A 17932-nucleotide genomic window follows, 5' to 3' on the forward strand; every position below is an offset into this window, starting at 1 on the left:
GCCGGAGTGCCGGAAGGGGAGATTGCCGTGGACTATGAAACGATACTGGTCGAGAAACGCGATGAGGTGGGTGTCATCACCCTCAATCGCCCCAAGGCGCTCAACGCTCTCAATTCGGTGCTTCTGAAAGAGCTGCGGCACATTCTGTCTTCGTTTTCCGCCGATGATTCCATCGGTGCGATCATTATCACCGGTTCGGAAAAGGCATTTGCGGCAGGCGCCGATATCAAGGAAATGCAGGGGCTGGATTTCGTCGATGCCTATGTCGGCGATTTTCTCGGCGGCTGGGACGAGGTTGCGGCCACCCGCAAGCCGGTCATCGCTGCCGTATCCGGCTTTGCGCTGGGCGGCGGCTGCGAGCTGGCGATGATGTGCGATTTCATCATCGCTTCGGACACGGCAAAATTCGGCCAGCCGGAAATCACCCTCGGCGTCATCCCTGGCATGGGCGGCTCGCAGCGGCTGACACGGGCAGTCGGCAAGGCGAAGGCCATGGATCTGGTTCTGACCGGGCGCATGATGGATGCGGCGGAGGCTGAGCGGGCCGGTCTCGTGTCGCGTGTCGTGCCGGCTGCAAATCTCATGGACGAGGCGGTGGAGGCGGCAACCCGCATCGCTTCCCTGTCGCGTGCTTCCGTTCTCATGGCCAAGGAAAGCGTCAATCGCTCCTTCGAGGTGCCGCTTGCGGAAGGACTGAGATATGAAAGACGATCCTTCCAGTCGCTCTTTGCGACAGTGGATCAGAAGGAGGGCATGGCCGCCTTCGTGGAAAAGCGCAAGCCCGCTTTCCGGAATCGCTAAGGATTCGGAATATCGGCGCTTTTAAGCGTTTTGCGCGTTGACGGGCGTAAGCTTTAGCGGTATATGCCCGCCCACGGTTAAGGAAAGCCATCCGGCTTGTCCGAAATTACTCCCGCATTCTTGGGTTAGCTGAGGTCTTCGAACGACCCGATCCTATGGTTGCGGAATTTGGTTTGAATTCGAAGAGAGGCATACATGGCCAATACAACTTCGGCGAAAAAGGCGACCCGCAAGATCGCTCGCCGTACCGCAGTCAACAAGGCTCGCCGTTCGCGCGTTCGCGGCTTCATCCGCAAGGTCGAGGAAGCAATCGCTACCGGTGATCTGGCAGTTGCCACCGAAGCTCTGAAGGCAGCCCAGCCTGAGATCCAGCGCGCAGCGACCCGCGGCGTTCTGCACGGCAACACGGCATCCCGCAAGGTGTCGCGTCTCGCACAGCGCGTTAAGGCTCTTTCCGCCTAATCCGGCTAATCACAAATAATTATTCAAAAAGCCTGGTCTTTTGACCGGGCTTTTTGTGATTCTAACTGCCCGTTAACCATTGCTGCCGTAACGTGACAAACGCATGTCAGATGGACGACAGGAAATTTGTAATAAAAACAAAGGTTTGCTGGAGGTCTCTGGAAAACTCAGGCGCTTTCTCTACGGAAGTCGCGGCTAGTTTTGAGTCAAGAAGATTTTTATTTTTTTGCCAAAATCAGCTCTCAAAAATTGCCAAAATTGAATCTCATTGATTCATAAGCGATTCTGCTTCGCACCTTGTCGGTGATGCAAAACGGCCTTTGCGAGTCAATGGCCGATCTGAGTTTTTGCAGAAAAAACGCCATTGATCTCTCCCCACGATCCTGCCTAAATGCATTTCAACAAGGGGTGCGGATCTCAGTCCACAGATTATCTCGATGATCGTATCGACGATATTCACCTTCTTGCTGGCGGGTCTTTCGGGGTCCGTTTTTTCAGGTCATGGAGCTTTTTGTGCCGTTTCGGTCTCCGGAACGGGCGGGAGTTTTTTGTCCTCAAGAATGCGCCTTAAGGTTGTAACGAAAGGAGCGTTTTAGCGTGTCGCAGGCCTCTCCATGAGGGGGAGGGAAATGGGATAACCGGCTCGCAAACGAGTAGTCGCCTTTGACGTTCTTTCGAGGGGAACGCTGGAGGCAAAAATATACGAGGGGGATCTCTGGCGATCGATCTTTGATCGTCAGGCTATGATTGGCAATTTGAAAGGCGGCAATATGCAATTGAATTTGGCGATGGGTGCGGTGGTTGATGGGGACCGCGCACCAAAGACGCGTGATGCAGCTTGCTCAGATGCGGCAGGGGACAAATCGGCAATGACGCACGATGCGCTGTTTGAACGTTTTAGCGCGCGGCTCAAGGCACAGGTTGGTCCGGAGGTCTATGCAAGCTGGTTTGCACGGCTCAAACTCCATTCCGTTTCGAAAAGCGTCGTCCGTTTTACCGTTCCGACGACCTTTCTGAAGTCCTGGATCAACAACCGTTACATGGATCTGATCACGAACCTCGTCCAGAGCGAGGATCCGGATGTGCTGAAGGTGGAGATTCTGGTCCGCTCGGCCAGCCGCCCGGTCCGTCCAGCTCAGACCGAGGAAAGGGCGCAGCCCGTTCCGGAAGTCGGTGCGGTTCAGCGTAACAAGTCCTTCATTCCGTCGCAGCCCGCGACGCCTGCCGCACAGCCTGCGGCTTCGCAGGCGACCATGCGTCAGGGCGGTTCCGGGCCGTTGTTCGGTTCGCCGCTCGACACACGTTTCACCTTCGATACCTTTGTCGAAGGCTCGTCCAACCGCGTCGCCCTTGCGGCGGCAAAGACGATCGCCGAAGCCGGTGCCGGCGCCGTGCGCTTCAACCCGCTGTTCATCCATGCGGGTGTCGGCCTCGGCAAGACGCATCTTCTGCAGGCAATCGCCAATGCCGCCATTGACAGCCCACGCAATCCGCGCGTGGTCTATCTGACGGCCGAATATTTCATGTGGCGTTTCGCCACTGCGATCCGCGACAATGACGCGCTGACGCTGAAGGACACGCTGCGCAATATCGACCTGCTCGTCATCGATGACATGCAGTTCCTGCAGGGCAAGATGATCCAGCACGAATTCTGCCATCTGCTGAACATGCTGCTCGACAGCGCCAAGCAGGTCGTGGTCGCGGCTGACCGTGCGCCATGGGAGCTGGAATCGCTCGATCCGCGTGTCCGTTCCCGCCTTCAGGGCGGCATGGCCATCGAGATCGAAGGTCCCGACTACGACATGCGCTATGAGATGCTCAACCGCCGCCTCGGCTCGGCACGCCAGGACGATCCGTCCTTCGAGATTTCGGATGAAATCCTGACCCATGTGGCCAAGAGCGTGACGGCAAGCGGACGCGAGCTTGAAGGCGCCTTCAATCAGCTGATGTTCCGTCGCTCTTTCGAGCCGAACCTCTCGGTTGATCGTGTCGATGAGCTGCTGTCGCATCTCGTCGGGACGGGTGAGGCCAAGCGTGTACGCATCGAGGATATTCAGCGCATCGTCGCCAAGCACTATAATGTGTCGCGACAGGAGTTGGTGTCCAACCGCCGCACCCGCGTCATCGTCAAGCCACGCCAGATCGCCATGTATCTGGCCAAGATGCTGACGCCGCGGTCTTTCCCCGAGATCGGTCGCCGTTTCGGCGGTCGCGATCACACCACGGTTCTGCATGCCGTGCGCAAGATCGAGGAACTGATTTCCGGCGACACCAAGCTCGGCCATGAGGTTGAGCTGTTGAAACGCCTGATCAATGAAAACAACGCATGAAAAAAGCGGCCTTCGGGCCGCTTTTTTATTGTCGTCTTGTTTATTGGGCTAAAGCCGGGTGGAGGCTGGCGTCAGCAGGCGAGATCGGCCACCACCGCGTCCAGAATGAGCATGCCGGACGGCGTGCAGCGCAGGCGGGAATTGCCGAGCCTTTCCACGAAACCGTGCTGGAGGAGGAATTCCTCCTTTTCCGGATCGAGATTGCGGCCGGAAAGGTCGCTCCAGCGGGCGAGATCGATGCCTTCGCGCAGGCGAAGGCCCATCAGCAGCAATTCATCGGCCTGCTCATCGACGCCAAGCAGCTCCTGATCGACCATACCGTGGCCTTCCCGCTCGACGGTTTCGAGCCAGTTTTCCGGGTGGCGCTCGGTGGCGGTTGCGAGCTTGGAAGCGCCTCGCGTCAGGCGTCCATGCGCGCCGGGGCCGATGCCGGCATAATCGCCATAACGCCAGTAGGTCAGGTTGTGGCGGCTTTCAGCACCCGGCCGGGCATGGTTGGAAACCTCGTATGCCGGCATGCCGTAACGCTCCGTGATTTCCTGCGTCGCTTCATAAAGCACGGCCGAATGTTCGCCATCCGGGACGATCAGCTTGCCGGCCTTGTGCAGCCCGTAGAAGGGCGTGCCTTCCTCGATGGTCAGCTGATAGAGCGACAGATGGTCGACCGCGTAGGAGACAGCCTCTTTCAGCTCAGCGTCCCATTCGGCCACCGTCTGGTTCGGTCGGGCATAGATGAGATCGAAGGACATGCGCGGAAAAATCTCCCGCGCCAGCCGGATGGCCTTCAAGGCATCGGCAACATCATGCAGGCGGCCAAGGAACTTCAGGTCGCGGTCGTTCAGCGCCTGCACGCCGAGCGAGACACGGTTGACGCCCGCCGCGCGGTAACCGCGAAAACGCTCGGCCTCGACGCTGGAAGGATTGGCTTCCATGGTGATCTCGATACCATCCGGCACATGCCAGAAGCGCGAGACGCCATCGAGAAGTGCCGCGACCGTCTGCGGGTCCATCAGCGACGGCGTGCCGCCGCCCATAAAAATGCTGGTCACGACGCGCGGGCCGCTCAGCGTCCGCATATGTTCCATTTCACGGAGAAAGGCTGCCGTAAACCGTTCCTGATCCACCGGCCGGTGGCGGACATGGCTGTTGAAATCGCAATAGGGACATTTGGCCGCACAGAAGGGCCAATGCAGATAGATCCCGAAACCGGGATCGCCCGTATCCGGCAGAAGCGACGCGCCGGGGGCAGAAAGTTGATGCTCCCCGACCATCGGGTTCATGCCTCCAGGCAGGTTTCTACGAATTTTTTAAACGCCCGGGCACGGTGCGAAAGCGCGAAGGCGTCGCCATGTTTCCAGCCGTGTTTTTCATCCGCGCTCATCTCGCCGAATGTGGTGTCGTATCCTTCCGGTTTGAAGACCGGATCGTAACCGAAACCGCTCGTTCCGCGCGGCGGCCACACCACCGTGCCTTCCACCTCGCCGCGGAAATATTCGAGATGCCCGTCCGGCCACGCCAGGCACAGCACGCTGACGAAGCGGCCGGTGCGGTCTTCCGGTTTCGATGCGCCTCGCTCGGCCAGCGCATCCTCGACCTTCTGCATCGCCATGGCGAAGTCGCGGGTGCCATCGGCCGTTTCCGCCCAATTGGCGGTATAGACACCCGGCGCACCATCCAGCGCATCGATGACCAGACCGGAATCGTCGGACAAAGCCGGAAGACCCGATGCCTTAGCGGAGGCAAGCGCCTTGATGGCAGCATTTTCCTCGAAGGTCGTACCCGTCTCATCCGGCTCTTCGAAATTCAGTTCCGCCGCCGATTTGGCGGAGAAGCCGAAAGGCCCGATCAGATCGGCGATTTCGGCGATCTTGCCCTTGTTGTGGCTGGCGACGACGATCGTTCTGGTATCGAGCTTGCGCATGGTGCTTTCCTGTCGGCTCAGGCGATTGCCTGTTTCTGAAGGGCGACCAGTTCGCTGCAACCGGCCTTGGCAAGACCGAGCAGCGTCAGGAATTCTTCCTCGGAGAAGGGCGCGCCTTCCGCTGTGCCCTGAACCTCGACGATGCCGCCGGAGCCGGTGATGACGAAATTAGCGTCGGTCTCGGCGGAGGAATCCTCGAGGTAATCGAGATCGATCACCGGCTGGTTGGCAAAGATGCCGCAGGAGATCGCGGCGATATGGTCCTTCAGAACCTTCTCGACCTTGATCATGTTGCGGGTTTCCATCCATTTCAGGCAGTCATGCAGGGCAATCCATGCGCCGGTGATGGACGCGGTGCGGGTGCCGCCATCGGCCTGGATGACGTCGCAGTCGATGCTGATCTGGCGCTCACCCAGCGCCTGCAGATCGACGACGGCGCGCAGCGAACGGCCGATGAGGCGCTGGATTTCCTGCGTGCGACCGCCCTGCTTGCCGGAAGCGGCTTCGCGCTTCATGCGCTCGTGGGTGGAGCGCGGCAGCATGCCATATTCGGCGGTGACCCAGCCCTTGCCGCTGTTGCGCAGCCACGGCGGCGTCTTTTCTTCAAGGCTTGCGGTGACGAGCACATGCGTGTCGCCGAATTTCACGAGACAGGAACCTTCGGCATGTTTCGAGAAATTGCGCTCGAAGGAAACCTTGCGCATCTGGTCGGTTTTTCTGCCTGAAGGCCGCATATGATCCACTCTCCATGTTGGTCCCTGCCTTCTAAGGCGAGGTCCGGGCTTTTGCAAAGCCAATTTCCATTTTGCCGCGGCGTTGCAACGCATTATATTGATGCGAGCTGGTTTGAACGACAAAGAACGGACGAAATGGGTTTTTCCGCACCGCTATCAAAAGATCAGGCATCGCTGCTGGATGAACGGTCGCGGGAAATTTTCCGGCGCATCGTCGAAGGCTATCTCGATACGGGCGAGCCGCTCGGATCGCGCAGCCTGTCGCGGCTGTTGCCGATGTCGCTTTCACCCGCCTCCGTTCGCAACGTCATGAGCGATCTCGAGGAACTGGGCCTCATCTATTCGCCGCATATCAGCGCCGGTCGCCTGCCGACCCAGACGGGGCTGCGCTTCTTTGTTGACGCCTTCATGCAGGTGGGTGACCTGCCCGCCGAGGAAAGGGCGACTATCGACCGTCAGATCGGACCGGTCGCCGGCCACGAACAGTCGCTGGAAGGGCTGTTGACGGAGGCTAGCCGCATGCTGTCCGGCATGTCGCGCGGCGCGGGCCTCGTATTGACGGCGAAGAACGACGTCATCCTCAAGCATGTCGAATTCATAAGGCTGGAGCCCACCAAGGCGCTCGCCGTGCTGGTGGGCGACCACAATCAGGTCGAAAACCGCATCATCGAATTGCCGGCCGGCATCTCCTCGTCGCAATTGACCGAAGCGGCGAATTTCATCAATGCCCATCTCTCCGGTCAGACGCTGCATGAGTTGCGCGGTCAATTCCAGACGCAGCGGGCGGAACTGCAATCGGAACTCGGCATATTGGCGCAGGACCTCGTGGAGCGCGGTCTGGCGGTATGGGCGGGAGACAATGAGGAGGGCAAGCTCGGCCGTCTCATCGTTCGCGGTCGCTCCAACCTGCTCGAGGGTCTCGCCGGTGAGGAAGATATCGATCGGGTGCGCCTGCTGTTCGACGACCTGGAGCGCAAGGAAAATCTCATCGAAATCCTCAATCTCGCGGAAAGCGGCTCGGGGGTCAGGATTTTCATCGGCTCGGAAAACAAGCTGTTTTCCCTGTCCGGTTCGTCGTTGATCGTCGCGCCCTATCGCGATGAGGACAATCGTGTCGTGGGTGCGGTCGGCGTCATTGGCCCGACCCGGCTGAATTACGCCCGTATTGTGCCGATGGTGGACTATACGGCGCAGATCATGGCCCGCCTTTCCCGCAAGCAGAGATAGGACAGACCCGCAAGGTCAGGGAATGCGGCAAGCTTTTCGCCGCAAGCCTTGATTTTTGCCCGTCAAAGCTCGATATCGGGCGCAACCAACATATTCAAATCTGGAGAACGTCATGACCGACGATACAAAAAAGCCCGGACCTGACGCGGACGTCGCCGAAGAGTTTGTCGAACCCGCGCTCGCCGGGGAAGAGCCGATTGACGCTGCCGAACCCGATCCGGTCGAGCTGCTCAAGGCTGAAAATGCCGACCTGCGTGACAAGTTCCTGCGCCTTGCGGCCGAAATGGACAATCTTCGCCGTCGTACGGAACGCGATGTCAAGGATGCGAAAGCCTATTCTCTCGCTGGTTTCGCGCGCGATATGCTCGCCGTTTCCGATAATCTTCGCCGCGCGCTTGAAGCCATTCCCGATGAACTCAAGACCAATGGCGAAGCCGGTCTCAACGGTCTGATCGAAGGCGTCGAGATGACGGAACGTTCGATGCTGTCGACGCTGGAACGCCACGGCGTGAAGAAGATCGATGCCGAGGGCCAGAAGTTCGACCCGAATTTCCATCAGGCCATGTTCGAAATTCCGAATCCGGCGGTTCCGAACAATACCGTGCTGCAGGTGGTTCAGGCCGGTTTCACCATCGGCGACCGCGTCCTGCGCCCGGCAATGGTCGGCGTCGCCAAGGGCGGCCCGAAGGCGGAAGTTGCCGCATCGGCCGAGCCGGGCACCTCGTCTCTCAATGAAAAAGACGCGTAAGGCATCTATCCTTACGTCATAAAAAACGCGCCTTCAGGGCGCGTTTTTTATTGCCGTTAAACTGAGGGAGTTAGCCGCGATCAAGCCGCCGTCGCCTGCTCCTGATTGAGGAAAGCGTAGATTGCGGTATCGGAATCGGTGGCGCGCAGCTTGGCGACCAGTTCAGGGTCGCGCAGGGCGCGTGCAATTCTGGACAACGCCTTCAGGTGATCCGCGCCGGCGCCCTCGGGCGCGAGCAGCAGGAAAACCAGATCGACCGGCTGGTCGTCCAGCGCTTCGAAATCGACCGGTGTTTCAAGGCGCGCGAAGACGCCGGTGATCTGATGGATGCTGTTGAGCTTGCCATGCGGAATGGCGATGCCGTGGCCCACACCGGTGGAGCCGAGTTTCTCACGCTGGAGGATGACGTCGAAAACTTCCCGTTCCGAGACTCCGGTAATTCTGGCTGCCTTTGCGGCCAGCTCCTGAAGCAACTGCTTTTTGGAATTCACCTTGAGGGCGGGAATAATCGCATCTTGTTGCAGCAAATCTGCCAACGCCATTCTCTTTTTCCTTCATGCCATCGAGACGATGCAGGAGGCAGCTACGCTTTCGCGCTCTGCCTCCCACGTCTTGTCAGACTGTTCAGCTCTTGATCGTTTCCGCGTCGATCCAGCCAATATTGCCGTCATGACGCCGGTAAACGATGTTGAGATATTCCTTGCCCGGGCTGCGGAACAGCAGAACCGGTTCGTCCGTCATGTCGAGCGCCATCACGGCGCTGGCGACGGACATTGTCTTAATCTGTTTCGAACTCTCCGCTACGATGGTGGGTGCGTAATCTTCAGGAACCTCGTGGTCCTCATCGGGAATAGCATCCATCACCGTATAGGCGATTTCCTGCGACACGCCATTCGCACCATTGTGGTGGTCCTTAAGCTTGCGCTTGTAGCGGCGCAGGCGCTTCTCGATCCGCTCTGCGGCGGCATCGAAGCTGGCCTGCGGATCATTTGCCTGACCCGCCGCATGCAATACAATGCCGGTATCGAGATGCAGCTTGCAGTCCGCGGCAAAACGCGATCCGGACTTCTCCACGGTCACCTGGCCTGAATACCCCCCATCGAAGTATTTGGTAACCGCCAGACCTATATTGTCCTCGATCCGCTGACGGAAAGATTCACCGATCTCCATATGTTTACCAGATACACGCACACTCATGGAAATTTTCCTTTTTGTAGTGATTTGCGAGTACCAGCTTACGTCAAGCCGCGCGCGCATCCAAGCGTTTCGAAGACCTTAAAAAGCCCTCATTCGAATTTTACGCCCATGGACGGTGGAGATGAATCCGTTACAAATGACCTTGCTTACGTGTGCGGCGGGCTTCTAGCCCTTGCCGTGGCAAGAGTCAATGGTGCGGCAAAAAACCGCCATAAACGTGATCGCGGCCACCGCTCAGAAGGCGGATAGCTTGGCCATCGCCTTCTTTTCCCGACGTCTCTGCACGGAGGAGGGGATGTTCATCGCCTCCCGATATTTGGCGACGGTGCGGCGGGCGATATCGATGCCGCTCTTTTTCAGATTGTCGACGATATCATCGTCTGAAAGAACCGCCTCGGCGGCCTCCTGCGCGATCATGGCCTTGATGCGGTGGCGCACCGCTTCCGCCGAATGGCTGTCTCCGCCTTCCACGGCGCTGATCGACACGCTGAAGAAATATTTCAGCTCGAACAGACCGCGCGGCGTCAGCATGTATTTTTTCGATGTCACCCGGCTGACGGTGGATTCGTGCATCTTGATGGCGTCGGCCACCGTCTTGAGGTTCAGCGGGCGCAGATGATCCACGCCATTGACGAGAAAGGCATCCTGCTGGCGCACGATTTCCGTCGCCACCTTCATGATTGTCCGGGCGCGCTGGTCGAGGCTGCGGGTCAGCCAATGCGCCGTCTGCATGCACTCAGTCAGAAAATCCTGATCCTCGCCTGCGCGTGCCTTGTGTTTCGACACCTCGGCGAAATAACTCTGGTTGATGAGCACGCGCGGCAGCGTCTCGGGATTGATTTCCACCAGCCAGCCGCCGGTGGAGGAGGGACGAACGATAATATCGGGAACGATGGTCTCCGAAACCATCGAATCGTAACCCGCGCCGGGGCGGGGGTTGAGCGTGCGGATTTCCGCCAGCATGTCGAGGAGGTCTTCCTCATCGACACCGCAGATTTTTTTCAAGGAGGCGAAGTCGCGTTTCGCCAGAAGTTCCAGATTGTCGACGAAAGCCCGCATGGCCGGGTCGAGCCGGTCCTTCTGGGCAAGCTGGATCGCCAGACATTCGCTTAAGGAACGGGAAAATACACCCGGTGGATCGAAGCCCTGAAGCGTCTTCAGAACGTGCTCGACCGCCGACGGGGCCGCGCCCAGCCGTTCGGCGACGTCGTCGACGGCATCCGCCGCAATATAGCCGGTCTCGTCAAGCTGGCCGATCAGCGCATCGGCGATCATCCGGTCCTCGGCGGCGGATATGGCGAGCGGCAGTTGCTGATTGAGATGGTCGCCGAGACTCTGTCTGGCCGCGACGAAATCGTCGAGATCGTAACTTTCCCCCGACTCCTGGCCGGGCATGGATTTCCACTGGCCGGCCAGTTCGGGCGCATCGGCTTTTCGGGGCTCGGCATCATCGGGAAAGACGTTTTCGAAGCTGGTATCCAGCTGCTCGCCAAGATTTGCGGCACGGTCGCCATACCAGTCGTCACTGTCTGACGTCACCGTGGCGGATCTCTCCGAACTTTCGCTATCGGCGTCGCCAAAACTTTCCGCGTCTACAGGTGCATCGCTGCTCAAATCGCCATCGTTTGCCGCAATTTCCAGCAGCGGATTGCGCTCCACCTCCTGCGCAATGAACTGCGTCAGCTCGAAATGCGTCATCTGAAGCAGCTGGATGGACTGCATCAGTTGCGGTGTCATCACGAGAGACTGGTTTTGACGCAGCAAAAGGCTGGCAGACAATGCCATGGCGGACGCGAAACTCCCCTTACAGCTTCTCCGTCGCCTGATTTTCCAGAAATTTTACTGAGACGACGGAACTTGGCCCAAAAATTGCTTTTTTATTTTGTTTGGTCAAGCGTCAGGGCGGGGCGCGATGAAGAATCTTTCGCGCCCAGGCGTTCAAAGGCTGAAATTATTGCCGAGATAGAGACGGCGTACATCCGGATTGTTGACGATATCGTCCGGACGTCCATGCGTCAGCACCTCGCCGGCATGGATGATGTAGGCGCGGTCAATGAGACCGAGCGTTTCACGGACATTGTGGTCAGTCACGAGAACGCCGATGCCGCGCGCTGTCAGGTGTCTCACCAGATTCTGGATATCGCTGACCGAAATCGGATCGACGCCTGCGAAAGGTTCGTCGAGCAGCATGAAGGTCGGATCGGTCGCGAGTGCGCGCGCGATTTCCAGACGCCGCCGCTCGCCACCCGAAAGCGCCACGGCAGGCGACTTTCGCAGTTGCGCGATATGAAACTCTTCCAGCAGCTCATCGAGCTTGCGGTTGCGCTTGGCAGCGTCCGGCTCATGCACTTCCAGCACGGCGCGGATATTTTCCTCGACCGTCAAGCCCCGGAAGATCGATGCTTCCTGCGGAAGATAACCGACGCCGAGACGCGCGCGTCTATACATCGGCATGGTGGTGACATCATTGCCGTTGATGGCGATCTTGCCGGTATCCACGGGCACCAGGCCCGTGATCATGTAAAAACAGGTGGTTTTACCCGCACCGTTCGGGCCGAGCAGTCCCACGGCCTCGCCTCGGCGCACGACCAGCGAAACCCCGTTGACGACACGGCGCGTATTATAGGTCTTCGTCAGGCCATGCGCGATCAGCGTGCCCTGATAGGGGGTCTTGTCCGCCGGCGAGGCCGCGTCCGCGGATCGGCTGCGCCCGCCGCCGAATATCTTTGAGATCGAGGGTATCTTCACGAGGAAAGACTACTGTTTTTTCTGCGATTTCGGATCGAGCATGATCCGGACAGGACCGCCGCAGCTTTCCAGCTTGGCCTGTCCCGTATTCATCAGAACGGTGAGCTTGCAGCCGGTGAACACATTCGTGCCCTCGGACAGCACGACCTGCTTGCCGGTCAGGATGAAGGTCTGCGCCGCCATGTCGAATTCGCCGTGATCGGCCGTCGCCTTCTGGGTCTCGGACGTCAGATAGACATTATTGTCGACGAAGATTTTTTCGATATTTGCGTCGCCACTGGTGAGCGAAGAACCCTCGCCCTTGTAATTCACGGTCATCTTGCCGGCCTGAAGGGTGGTCGTTCCCTGCACCACTTTCACATTACCGGTGAAATAGGCCTTGCGCTCCTGATCGCGAATCTCGAGCTGATCGCTTTCAATCGCGATAGGCTGGTCGCCGGAAAGCTTGACGCCCTGCATGTTGCTGGTGGTGTTCTGGGCGAAAGCCACAGTTGCAAGACACGAAAAGACAAGGCCTGCGGCTGCAAGGCCGGCGGATTTGCCAAGGGAAACGGGACGGGAAATTTGCATCATCTGGACCGGGCTCTCACTTGCCTTCATTCTTGATATTGGATGCAGCGATACGTGCCCGTACCTGCCCCGAAAATGTAATTGTCTTGCCATTATCGGCGATGTCAATCGATTGCGCAACAATCGAGCCGTCGTTTGTTTTGATAGAAACCGGCTCCTGGCTGCTCATTTTCCCGGCCTTCAGATCGACATCCGCAGACTGGAACTTCGCTTGTATGCCATTGCTGAGATTGATGTCAAAAGGAGCGGTCATCTTCAGCTTGTTGGTCGCCCGGTCGAAAATGCCTTCCTGGGCGATCACCTGCGCGACGCTGTCGTTTACCGGCACTGCCGCCAGAACCTTCTCAAGGGTCATGAGATTGGGGTTGGCGATGTCCTGCAACGCACGGTCGGCGTTCATGGAATAATCGATCCCCTTCTCGTTGCGGCCGGCAACAGCCGGTTTTTCCATCACGATCTTGCCGTCTTCAATTCGCGCGCTCTCAAGAGAAACCTCGTCGGGCGCCCAGGTGCGGATAACCGAAACGGCGATGAAGGCGAGCGAAATGATTGCCGCGCCGAGCGGCAGAATGATTTTCAGCCGCTTCACGCGCGCAGAATGCCGCAGCGCGGTGTCATAGGCGCCGTTCTGGTCATTGGGCAGCGAAAATGCTGGCGCGGGTTCGCGGAGTCTTTCGAGCATAAGAGTGGGTCCGGAATGCTTCTAGGGCGCCATTCTGGCGCACAATCGAAGCTTGTGTCTCTATCTAAATGTCTTTGGCATGAGTGCTTTGTCCTGCCAATATGGTTTTTGTCTGGAGAGGTGCAAGGGAAATGCGAATTTTATCGTAATTCTGGTTTCCTTATTGTTTCCTTGCGGCTTCGCGTTAGAAGAACCATATGGCCTGAAGCGCAAAAGCGGATGACAGAGGTTTTTATGGACAATATGGCGATAGCGGATCGCAGGCGGTTGCGCCGCAAGCTGACTTTCTGGCGGGTTGCCGCCGTTCTCCTGCTTGTCGCCGGCGCTTTCGGTCTTTACCGGTTTTTATGGGATGGACCGCAGCAAAATGCGAAACCCCATATTGCCCGCGTCGAGGTCTCCGGCCTGATCACCGACAATACCGAACTTATCGAGCGGCTCGACAAGATCGCCAAGAGCGAGAATGTCAAAGGGCTGATCGTGTCGATTTCCTCGCCAGGCGGCACCACCTATGGCGGTGAGCGCATCTTCAAGGCCATTCGAGGCGTTGCGGAAAAGAAGCCGGTTGTCTCGGATGTGCGCACGCTCGCCGCTTCGGCAGGTTATATGATCGCATCGGCAGGCGATGTCATCGTCGCCGGCGAGACCTCGATAACCGGCTCGATCGGCGTGATCTTCCAGTACCCCCAGCTTGGCCAGTTGATGGAAAAGCTCGGCGTTTCGTTGCAGGAAATCAAGTCGTCGCCGATGAAGGCGGAGCCTTCGCCGTTCCACGAGGCGCCGGAGGAGGCGAAGACGATGATCCGCGCCATGGTGATGGACAGCTATGGCTGGTTTGTCGACCTTGTGGCAGATCGCCGCAAGCTGCCGCGCGAAGACGTGCTGAAACTGGCGGATGGATCGATTTTCACCGGCAGGCAGGCGCTCGCCAACAAGCTGGTCGATACGCTGGGCGGCGAAAAGGAAATTCGCAGCTATTTCGAAACACGCGGTGTTGCCAAGGATCTGCCGATCGTTGAATGGCGCGCGCCGTCGTCCCGCTCGCCTTTTGCGGTTTTCAGTGTTGCGCAAATAGCGAAGTTTCTGGGATATGACGATTTAATTCCCTTCGCAGGCCCCGGCCAGCTCGGTACGGACAAGTTGTTTCTTGACGGTCTTGTTTCCGTTTGGCAGGTTGAGCCGCGTTAAAAATCCAATTCTTTCAGGGGGCAACCGTGATCAAGTCTGAACTGGTGCAGATCGTTGCTGCGCGTAACCCGCACCTTTATCACCGTGACGTGGAAAACATCGTCAATGCGGTGCTGGATGAAATCACCGACGCCCTGGCGGCAGGAAATCGTGTCGAGCTTCGTGGTTTCGGCGCATTTTCGGTGAAAAACCGTCCGTCGCGTTCCGGTCGGAACCCGCGCACGGGTGAGTCGGTTTTTGTCGAAGAAAAATGGGTGCCTTTCTTCAAGACGGGCAAGGAACTGCGCGAGCGCCTGAACCCCGGCATGGGTGACGAAGAGGACGATTGATCGTCCTCACTGCCCGCGCCGGAAACGGAGCTAGCGGAGCCCCGCAGCGATGGAGTATTCTCGGATGTCGAAAAAAATCATCAACCTCATCATCCTGCTTCCGCTGGCGATTATTCTCGTCATCCTGTGCGTGGCCAATCGTCAATGCGTGACGCTGGCGCTCAATCCGTTCCGACCGGAAGATGGCGTTCTGTCCTTCACCGCGCCGTTTTTCGTATTCCTGTTTCTGGCGGTCATTTTCGGTGTGCTGCTGGGGTCGGCGGCCACATGGTTCGCCCAGGGCAAACATCGCAAACGCGCCCGTATCGAGGCGAAGGAAGCCGTTCGCTGGCATGACGAAGCGAACCGGCAGAAAGCCGCTGCGACAGGCCATCTTCCAAATGCCGGACAACTCCCGGCAAAGTGATGTAGCCGACATTCGTTCCGGCTCTAGGCGAGCGGCGCATGGAATGCTATTTGCTGCGCCATAAGACGCGGGCAGAAGCGGAAAGATTTCCATTGAAGAAAAAAGACAGTCGGCCGGGCAATCGTGCACGTGCCGGGAGCGAGAAAAAACAGGTTCATGCCGCAAAGCCGGCACGACGGGCGGAAGTGGCACCGAAAAAGCGCGAGCCGGACGCTGTCCGCAGCGCGCCAAAACCTGCGCCGAGGGAAAAGGTTACTCCGGCGACAGCCGTTGAGCAGGTGCCTGCGCGACCGCTCAAGCCCCGCACCGGCGACCGTCCCGCTGAACAGGTTCCGATTATTCTGGAATCGAGCGGTGCTGGCGATTTTCACCTGATCGACAGCGGTAACGGCCTGAAGCTCGAACAATACGGCGAATACCGCATCGTCCGTCCGGAGGCGCAGGCGCTGTGGCAACCGTCGGTTCCCGACCGTGTATGGCAGAATGCCGACGCCATTTTCACCGGCGATACAGATGAGGACGGCATGGGCCGCTGGCGTTTTCCAAAGGCGGCGCTTGGCGAAACCTGGCCACTATCCCTGCTCGGGGTCGACTTTCTTGGCCGTTTCACCGCTTTCCGTCACGTTGGTGTTTTTCCGGAACAGATCGTCCATTGGGAATGGCTGAAAAACGCCGTCGAGACCGCCGACCGGCCGCTGAAAGTGCTGAACCTCTTCGGTTATACCGGCGTTGCCTCGCTGATCGCGGCGGCCGCAGGCGCTGAAGTCACCCATGTCGATGCCTCCAAGAAGGCAATTGGCTGGGCCAAGGAAAATCAGGCGCTCGCCGGGCTCGAGCAGGCGCCCATCCGTTGGATCTGCGAAGATGCGATGAAATTCATCCAGCGTGAGGAGCGTCGCGGCAACAGCTACGACATTATCCTCACCGATCCGCCGAAATTCGGCCGCGGCACCCACGGCGAGGTCTGGCAATTGTTCGACCATCTGCCGCTGATGCTGGATATCTGCCGCGAAATCCTGTCGCCCAAGGCGCTCGGCCTTGTGCTGACGGCCTATTCGATCAGGGCCAGCTTTTATTCGATGCATGAGCTGATGCGTGAAACCATGCGCGGCGCCGGTGGCGTGGTCGCGTCCGGCGAACTGGTCATTCGCGAGGCCGGTCTTGACGGCAAGACGCCGGGCCGTGTGCTTTCCACATCGCTGTTCAGCCGCTGGGAGCCGAAATGATGAAAGATATGCGCGAAAACACGACGCGCCGGGTTGGCCAGGTCAAGGAAGTGACCAGCCTTGCCAATCCCATCATCAAGGATATCAAGGCGCTCACCCAGAAAAAGGGCAGGGAAGAGACCGGCACCTTCATGGCGGAAGGTCTGAAGCTGGTCATCGACGCGCTCGAACTGGGCTGGACGATCAAGACGCTGGTTTATGCCAAGGCCGCCAAGGGCAAGCCGCTGGTGGAGCAGGCGGCGGTAAAGACGGTCGCATCGGGCGGTCTGGTGCTCGAAGTCAGCGAAAAGGTTATCGCCTCGATCACCCGCCGCGACAATCCGCAGATGGTCGTCGGCATTTTCGAACAGAAATGGAAGCCGCTGAAGGATATCCGCCCGGAAAAGGGCGAGACCTATATCGCGCTCGACCGGGTCCGCGATCCCGGCAATCTCGGCACCATCATCCGCACCGCAGATGCGGCGGGTGCTTCGGGCGTCATTCTTGTCGGCGACTGCACCGATCCGTTTTCGCTGGAAACGGTGCGTGCCACCATGGGGTCGGTTTTCGCCACGCCCGTCGCCCGCGCTTCGGTCGAGGAATTCCTGTCATGGAAAAAATCGGCGCAGGTCAGCGTCGTCGCCACCCATCTGGCCGGCTCGGTGGATTATCGAAAGATCGACTATGCCGGAAAGCCGGTCGTGCTCCTGATGGGTAATGAGCAATCCGGCCTGCCGCCGGAACTCGCCGGCAAGGCCGACCAGCTCGCGCGCATTCCCCAACAGGGCCGCGCCGACAGCCTCAATCTCGCCATAGCAACTGCCGTCATGCTGTTTGAAGCACGGCGACATCTCCTCGAACTCGCATCGGTGACGTAATGGCCAAAGCGGCTTTGTTCTCGAAATTCGGTCCGGCTTTCGCGCTGATCGTCGCCGCACTGGTGCTGGACCAGATCGTCAAGCAACTGGTCGAAGCCTATCTGCCACTGCAGGAGATGGTTCCCGTTGCCCCGTTCCTGGCGCTTTATCGCACCTATAATCTCGGCGTGGCCTTTTCGATGCTGGAGGACATGCACGGCTGGTTCATCGTCAGCATGCGGCTCGTCATCGTGGTCTTCGTCTTGTGGCTGTGGCGCAAGACGGCGGCGGACCGCACCTTTGCCCATCTCGGCTTTGCCTTCATTATCGCAGGTGCTGCCGGCAATCTGCTCGACCGTTTTTTTTATGGACATGTCATCGACTATATCCTGTTTCATACGCAGACATGGTCTTTCGCGGTCTTCAATCTGGCTGACAGTTTCATAACCATCGGCGCAGCCTGCGTCATTCTCGACGAGTTTTTGCACGCCCGAACGGCTAAAAAGTAAAATTTTAGGGTTTCAGCC

General features: G+C 58.6%; 20 protein-coding genes. 11 read left to right on the forward strand and 9 right to left on the reverse strand.

From position 1 onward, the window contains the following. Positions 1 to 27: 27 nt before the first annotated feature. The 3 genes from ACQZ5K_RS01260 to dnaA all read left to right on the forward strand — a co-directional run bounded on the left by ACQZ5K_RS01260 (position 28) and on the right by dnaA (position 3593). The gene (locus ACQZ5K_RS01260; RefSeq protein ID WP_003520092.1) at positions 28 to 801 is read left to right on the forward strand and encodes an enoyl-CoA hydratase; all 774 of its coding nucleotides are present in this window, start codon (positions 28 to 30) and stop codon (positions 799 to 801) included. A gap of 195 nt (positions 802 to 996) precedes the next feature. Then, positions 997 to 1263 carry a 30S ribosomal protein S20 gene (gene rpsT, locus ACQZ5K_RS01265; protein ID WP_006310170.1) on the forward strand — a complete coding sequence of 89 codons (267 nt, stop codon included), beginning with the start codon at positions 997 to 999 and terminating at the stop codon, positions 1261 to 1263. A gap of 869 nt (positions 1264 to 2132) precedes the next feature. Beyond that, a complete protein-coding gene (dnaA, locus tag ACQZ5K_RS01270; RefSeq protein WP_448733069.1) occupies positions 2133 to 3593 on the forward strand; it encodes a chromosomal replication initiator protein DnaA in 1461 nt (486 codons plus the stop codon). 71 nt (positions 3594 to 3664) lie between these two features. Here the strand turns inward: dnaA and hemW are convergent, their stop codons facing one another. From hemW to rph, 3 genes are read right to left on the reverse strand one after another with little or no spacing between them, the layout of a single operon-like run. Then, positions 3665 to 4864, reverse strand: coding sequence for a radical SAM family heme chaperone HemW (hemW, locus tag ACQZ5K_RS01275; protein WP_448739613.1), 1200 nt, complete (start codon positions 4862 to 4864; stop codon positions 3665 to 3667). Positions 4865 to 4869: 5 nt separating this feature from the next. After that, the gene (rdgB, locus tag ACQZ5K_RS01280) at positions 4870 to 5514 is read right to left on the reverse strand and encodes an RdgB/HAM1 family non-canonical purine NTP pyrophosphatase (RefSeq protein WP_003520089.1); all 645 of its coding nucleotides are present in this window, start codon (positions 5512 to 5514) and stop codon (positions 4870 to 4872) included. A gap of 17 nt (positions 5515 to 5531) precedes the next feature. Then, positions 5532 to 6248 carry a ribonuclease PH gene (rph, locus tag ACQZ5K_RS01285; protein ID WP_003503798.1) on the reverse strand — a complete coding sequence of 239 codons (717 nt, stop codon included), beginning with the start codon at positions 6246 to 6248 and terminating at the stop codon, positions 5532 to 5534. Positions 6249 to 6383: 135 nt separating this feature from the next. Here rph and hrcA point away from each other — a divergent pair, with 135 nt between their 5' ends. Together hrcA and grpE are read left to right on the forward strand one after the other, a co-directional pair. Further along, on the forward strand, positions 6384 to 7475 hold the full coding sequence (gene hrcA, locus ACQZ5K_RS01290; RefSeq protein WP_020811203.1) for a heat-inducible transcriptional repressor HrcA: 1092 nt from the start codon (positions 6384 to 6386) through the stop codon (positions 7473 to 7475). Positions 7476 to 7587: 112 nt separating this feature from the next. Then, positions 7588 to 8223 (forward strand): nucleotide exchange factor GrpE, encoded by a 636-nt coding sequence (gene grpE, locus ACQZ5K_RS01295; protein ID WP_080852756.1) that lies wholly within the window; start codon positions 7588 to 7590, stop codon positions 8221 to 8223. 80 nt (positions 8224 to 8303) lie between these two features. Here grpE and ptsN read toward each other — a convergent pair whose 3' ends face one another. The 6 genes from ptsN to lptC form a co-directional block, all read right to left on the reverse strand. Continuing rightward, complete coding sequence (gene ptsN, locus ACQZ5K_RS01300) at positions 8304 to 8765, reverse strand: PTS IIA-like nitrogen regulatory protein PtsN (protein WP_003503792.1); 462 nt, start codon at positions 8763 to 8765, stop codon at positions 8304 to 8306. A gap of 82 nt (positions 8766 to 8847) precedes the next feature. Further along, positions 8848 to 9420: a ribosome hibernation-promoting factor, HPF/YfiA family gene (gene hpf, locus ACQZ5K_RS01305; protein WP_059759321.1), complete on the reverse strand. Its 573-nt coding sequence runs from the start codon at positions 9418 to 9420 to the stop codon at positions 8848 to 8850. A 234-nt stretch (positions 9421 to 9654) separates the two neighbouring features. Next, positions 9655 to 11205 carry an RNA polymerase factor sigma-54 gene (gene rpoN, locus ACQZ5K_RS01310; RefSeq protein ID WP_448739449.1) on the reverse strand — a complete coding sequence of 517 codons (1551 nt, stop codon included), beginning with the start codon at positions 11203 to 11205 and terminating at the stop codon, positions 9655 to 9657. Between the two features lie 153 nt (positions 11206 to 11358). Next, complete coding sequence (lptB, locus tag ACQZ5K_RS01315) at positions 11359 to 12168, reverse strand: LPS export ABC transporter ATP-binding protein (RefSeq protein ID WP_003520083.1); 810 nt, start codon at positions 12166 to 12168, stop codon at positions 11359 to 11361. Positions 12169 to 12177: 9 nt separating this feature from the next. Then, entirely contained in the window at positions 12178 to 12741 is a 564-nt protein-coding gene (locus ACQZ5K_RS01320) for an LptA/OstA family protein (RefSeq protein WP_003503784.1), read from the reverse strand. A 13-nt stretch (positions 12742 to 12754) separates the two neighbouring features. Further along, on the reverse strand, positions 12755 to 13420 hold the full coding sequence (gene lptC / locus ACQZ5K_RS01325) for an LPS export ABC transporter periplasmic protein LptC (RefSeq protein ID WP_059759327.1): 666 nt from the start codon (positions 13418 to 13420) through the stop codon (positions 12755 to 12757). Between the two features lie 234 nt (positions 13421 to 13654). On the opposite strand from lptC, the gene sppA reads away from it, so the two are divergent. The 6 genes from sppA to lspA all read left to right on the forward strand — a co-directional run bounded on the left by sppA (position 13655) and on the right by lspA (position 17914). After that, positions 13655 to 14608: a signal peptide peptidase SppA gene (gene sppA / locus ACQZ5K_RS01330; protein WP_448739614.1), complete on the forward strand. Its 954-nt coding sequence runs from the start codon at positions 13655 to 13657 to the stop codon at positions 14606 to 14608. Positions 14609 to 14610: 2 nt separating this feature from the next. Beyond that, positions 14611 to 14937: an integration host factor subunit beta gene (locus tag ACQZ5K_RS01335; protein ID WP_219256707.1), complete on the forward strand. Its 327-nt coding sequence runs from the start codon at positions 14611 to 14613 to the stop codon at positions 14935 to 14937. Positions 14938 to 15001: 64 nt separating this feature from the next. Next, on the forward strand, positions 15002 to 15343 hold the full coding sequence (locus ACQZ5K_RS01340; RefSeq protein ID WP_448739450.1) for a LapA family protein: 342 nt from the start codon (positions 15002 to 15004) through the stop codon (positions 15341 to 15343). A 92-nt stretch (positions 15344 to 15435) separates the two neighbouring features. Next, positions 15436 to 16569, forward strand: a complete 1134-nt coding sequence (locus ACQZ5K_RS01345) for a class I SAM-dependent rRNA methyltransferase (protein WP_448737211.1) — start codon at positions 15436 to 15438, stop codon at positions 16567 to 16569. Next, positions 16566 to 17426 (forward strand): TrmH family RNA methyltransferase, encoded by an 861-nt coding sequence (locus tag ACQZ5K_RS01350; protein WP_448737212.1) that lies wholly within the window; start codon positions 16566 to 16568, stop codon positions 17424 to 17426. Before ACQZ5K_RS01345 ends, ACQZ5K_RS01350 begins: the two co-directional genes overlap by 4 nt. Next, complete coding sequence (gene lspA, locus ACQZ5K_RS01355; protein WP_003520075.1) at positions 17426 to 17914, forward strand: signal peptidase II; 489 nt, start codon at positions 17426 to 17428, stop codon at positions 17912 to 17914. The genes ACQZ5K_RS01350 and lspA overlap by 1 nt, the downstream gene beginning before the upstream one ends. Positions 17915 to 17932: the final 18 nt, after the last annotated feature.

The organism is Agrobacterium sp. 22-226-1, assembly GCF_053522345.1.

Excerpts from the sequence above, each read along its gene's own strand:
- rpsT (WP_006310170.1), top strand. The coding sequence starts at position 997 with ATGGCCAATACAACTTCGGCGAAAAAGGCGACCCGCAAGATCGCTCGC.
- dnaA (WP_448733069.1), top strand. The coding sequence starts at position 2,133 with ATGACGCACGATGCGCTGTTTGAACGTTTTAGCGCGCGGCTCAAGGCA.
- hemW (WP_448739613.1), bottom strand. The coding sequence starts at position 4,864 with ATGGTCGGGGAGCATCAACTTTCTGCCCCCGGCGCGTCGCTTCTGCCG.
- rdgB (WP_003520089.1), bottom strand. The coding sequence starts at position 5,514 with ATGCGCAAGCTCGATACCAGAACGATCGTCGTCGCCAGCCACAACAAG.
- rph (WP_003503798.1), bottom strand. The coding sequence starts at position 6,248 with ATGCGGCCTTCAGGCAGAAAAACCGACCAGATGCGCAAGGTTTCCTTC.
- hrcA (WP_020811203.1), top strand. The coding sequence starts at position 6,384 with ATGGGTTTTTCCGCACCGCTATCAAAAGATCAGGCATCGCTGCTGGAT.
- grpE (WP_080852756.1), top strand. The coding sequence starts at position 7,588 with ATGACCGACGATACAAAAAAGCCCGGACCTGACGCGGACGTCGCCGAA.
- ptsN (WP_003503792.1), bottom strand. The coding sequence starts at position 8,765 with ATGGCGTTGGCAGATTTGCTGCAACAAGATGCGATTATTCCCGCCCTC.
- hpf (WP_059759321.1), bottom strand. The coding sequence starts at position 9,420 with ATGAGTGTGCGTGTATCTGGTAAACATATGGAGATCGGTGAATCTTTC.
- rpoN (WP_448739449.1), bottom strand. The coding sequence starts at position 11,205 with ATGGCATTGTCTGCCAGCCTTTTGCTGCGTCAAAACCAGTCTCTCGTG.
- ACQZ5K_RS01320 (WP_003503784.1), bottom strand. The coding sequence starts at position 12,741 with ATGATGCAAATTTCCCGTCCCGTTTCCCTTGGCAAATCCGCCGGCCTT.
- lptC (WP_059759327.1), bottom strand. The coding sequence starts at position 13,420 with ATGCTCGAAAGACTCCGCGAACCCGCGCCAGCATTTTCGCTGCCCAAT.
- sppA (WP_448739614.1), top strand. The coding sequence starts at position 13,655 with ATGGACAATATGGCGATAGCGGATCGCAGGCGGTTGCGCCGCAAGCTG.
- ACQZ5K_RS01340 (WP_448739450.1), top strand. The coding sequence starts at position 15,002 with ATGTCGAAAAAAATCATCAACCTCATCATCCTGCTTCCGCTGGCGATT.
- ACQZ5K_RS01350 (WP_448737212.1), top strand. The coding sequence starts at position 16,566 with ATGATGAAAGATATGCGCGAAAACACGACGCGCCGGGTTGGCCAGGTC.
- lspA (WP_003520075.1), top strand. The coding sequence starts at position 17,426 with ATGGCCAAAGCGGCTTTGTTCTCGAAATTCGGTCCGGCTTTCGCGCTG.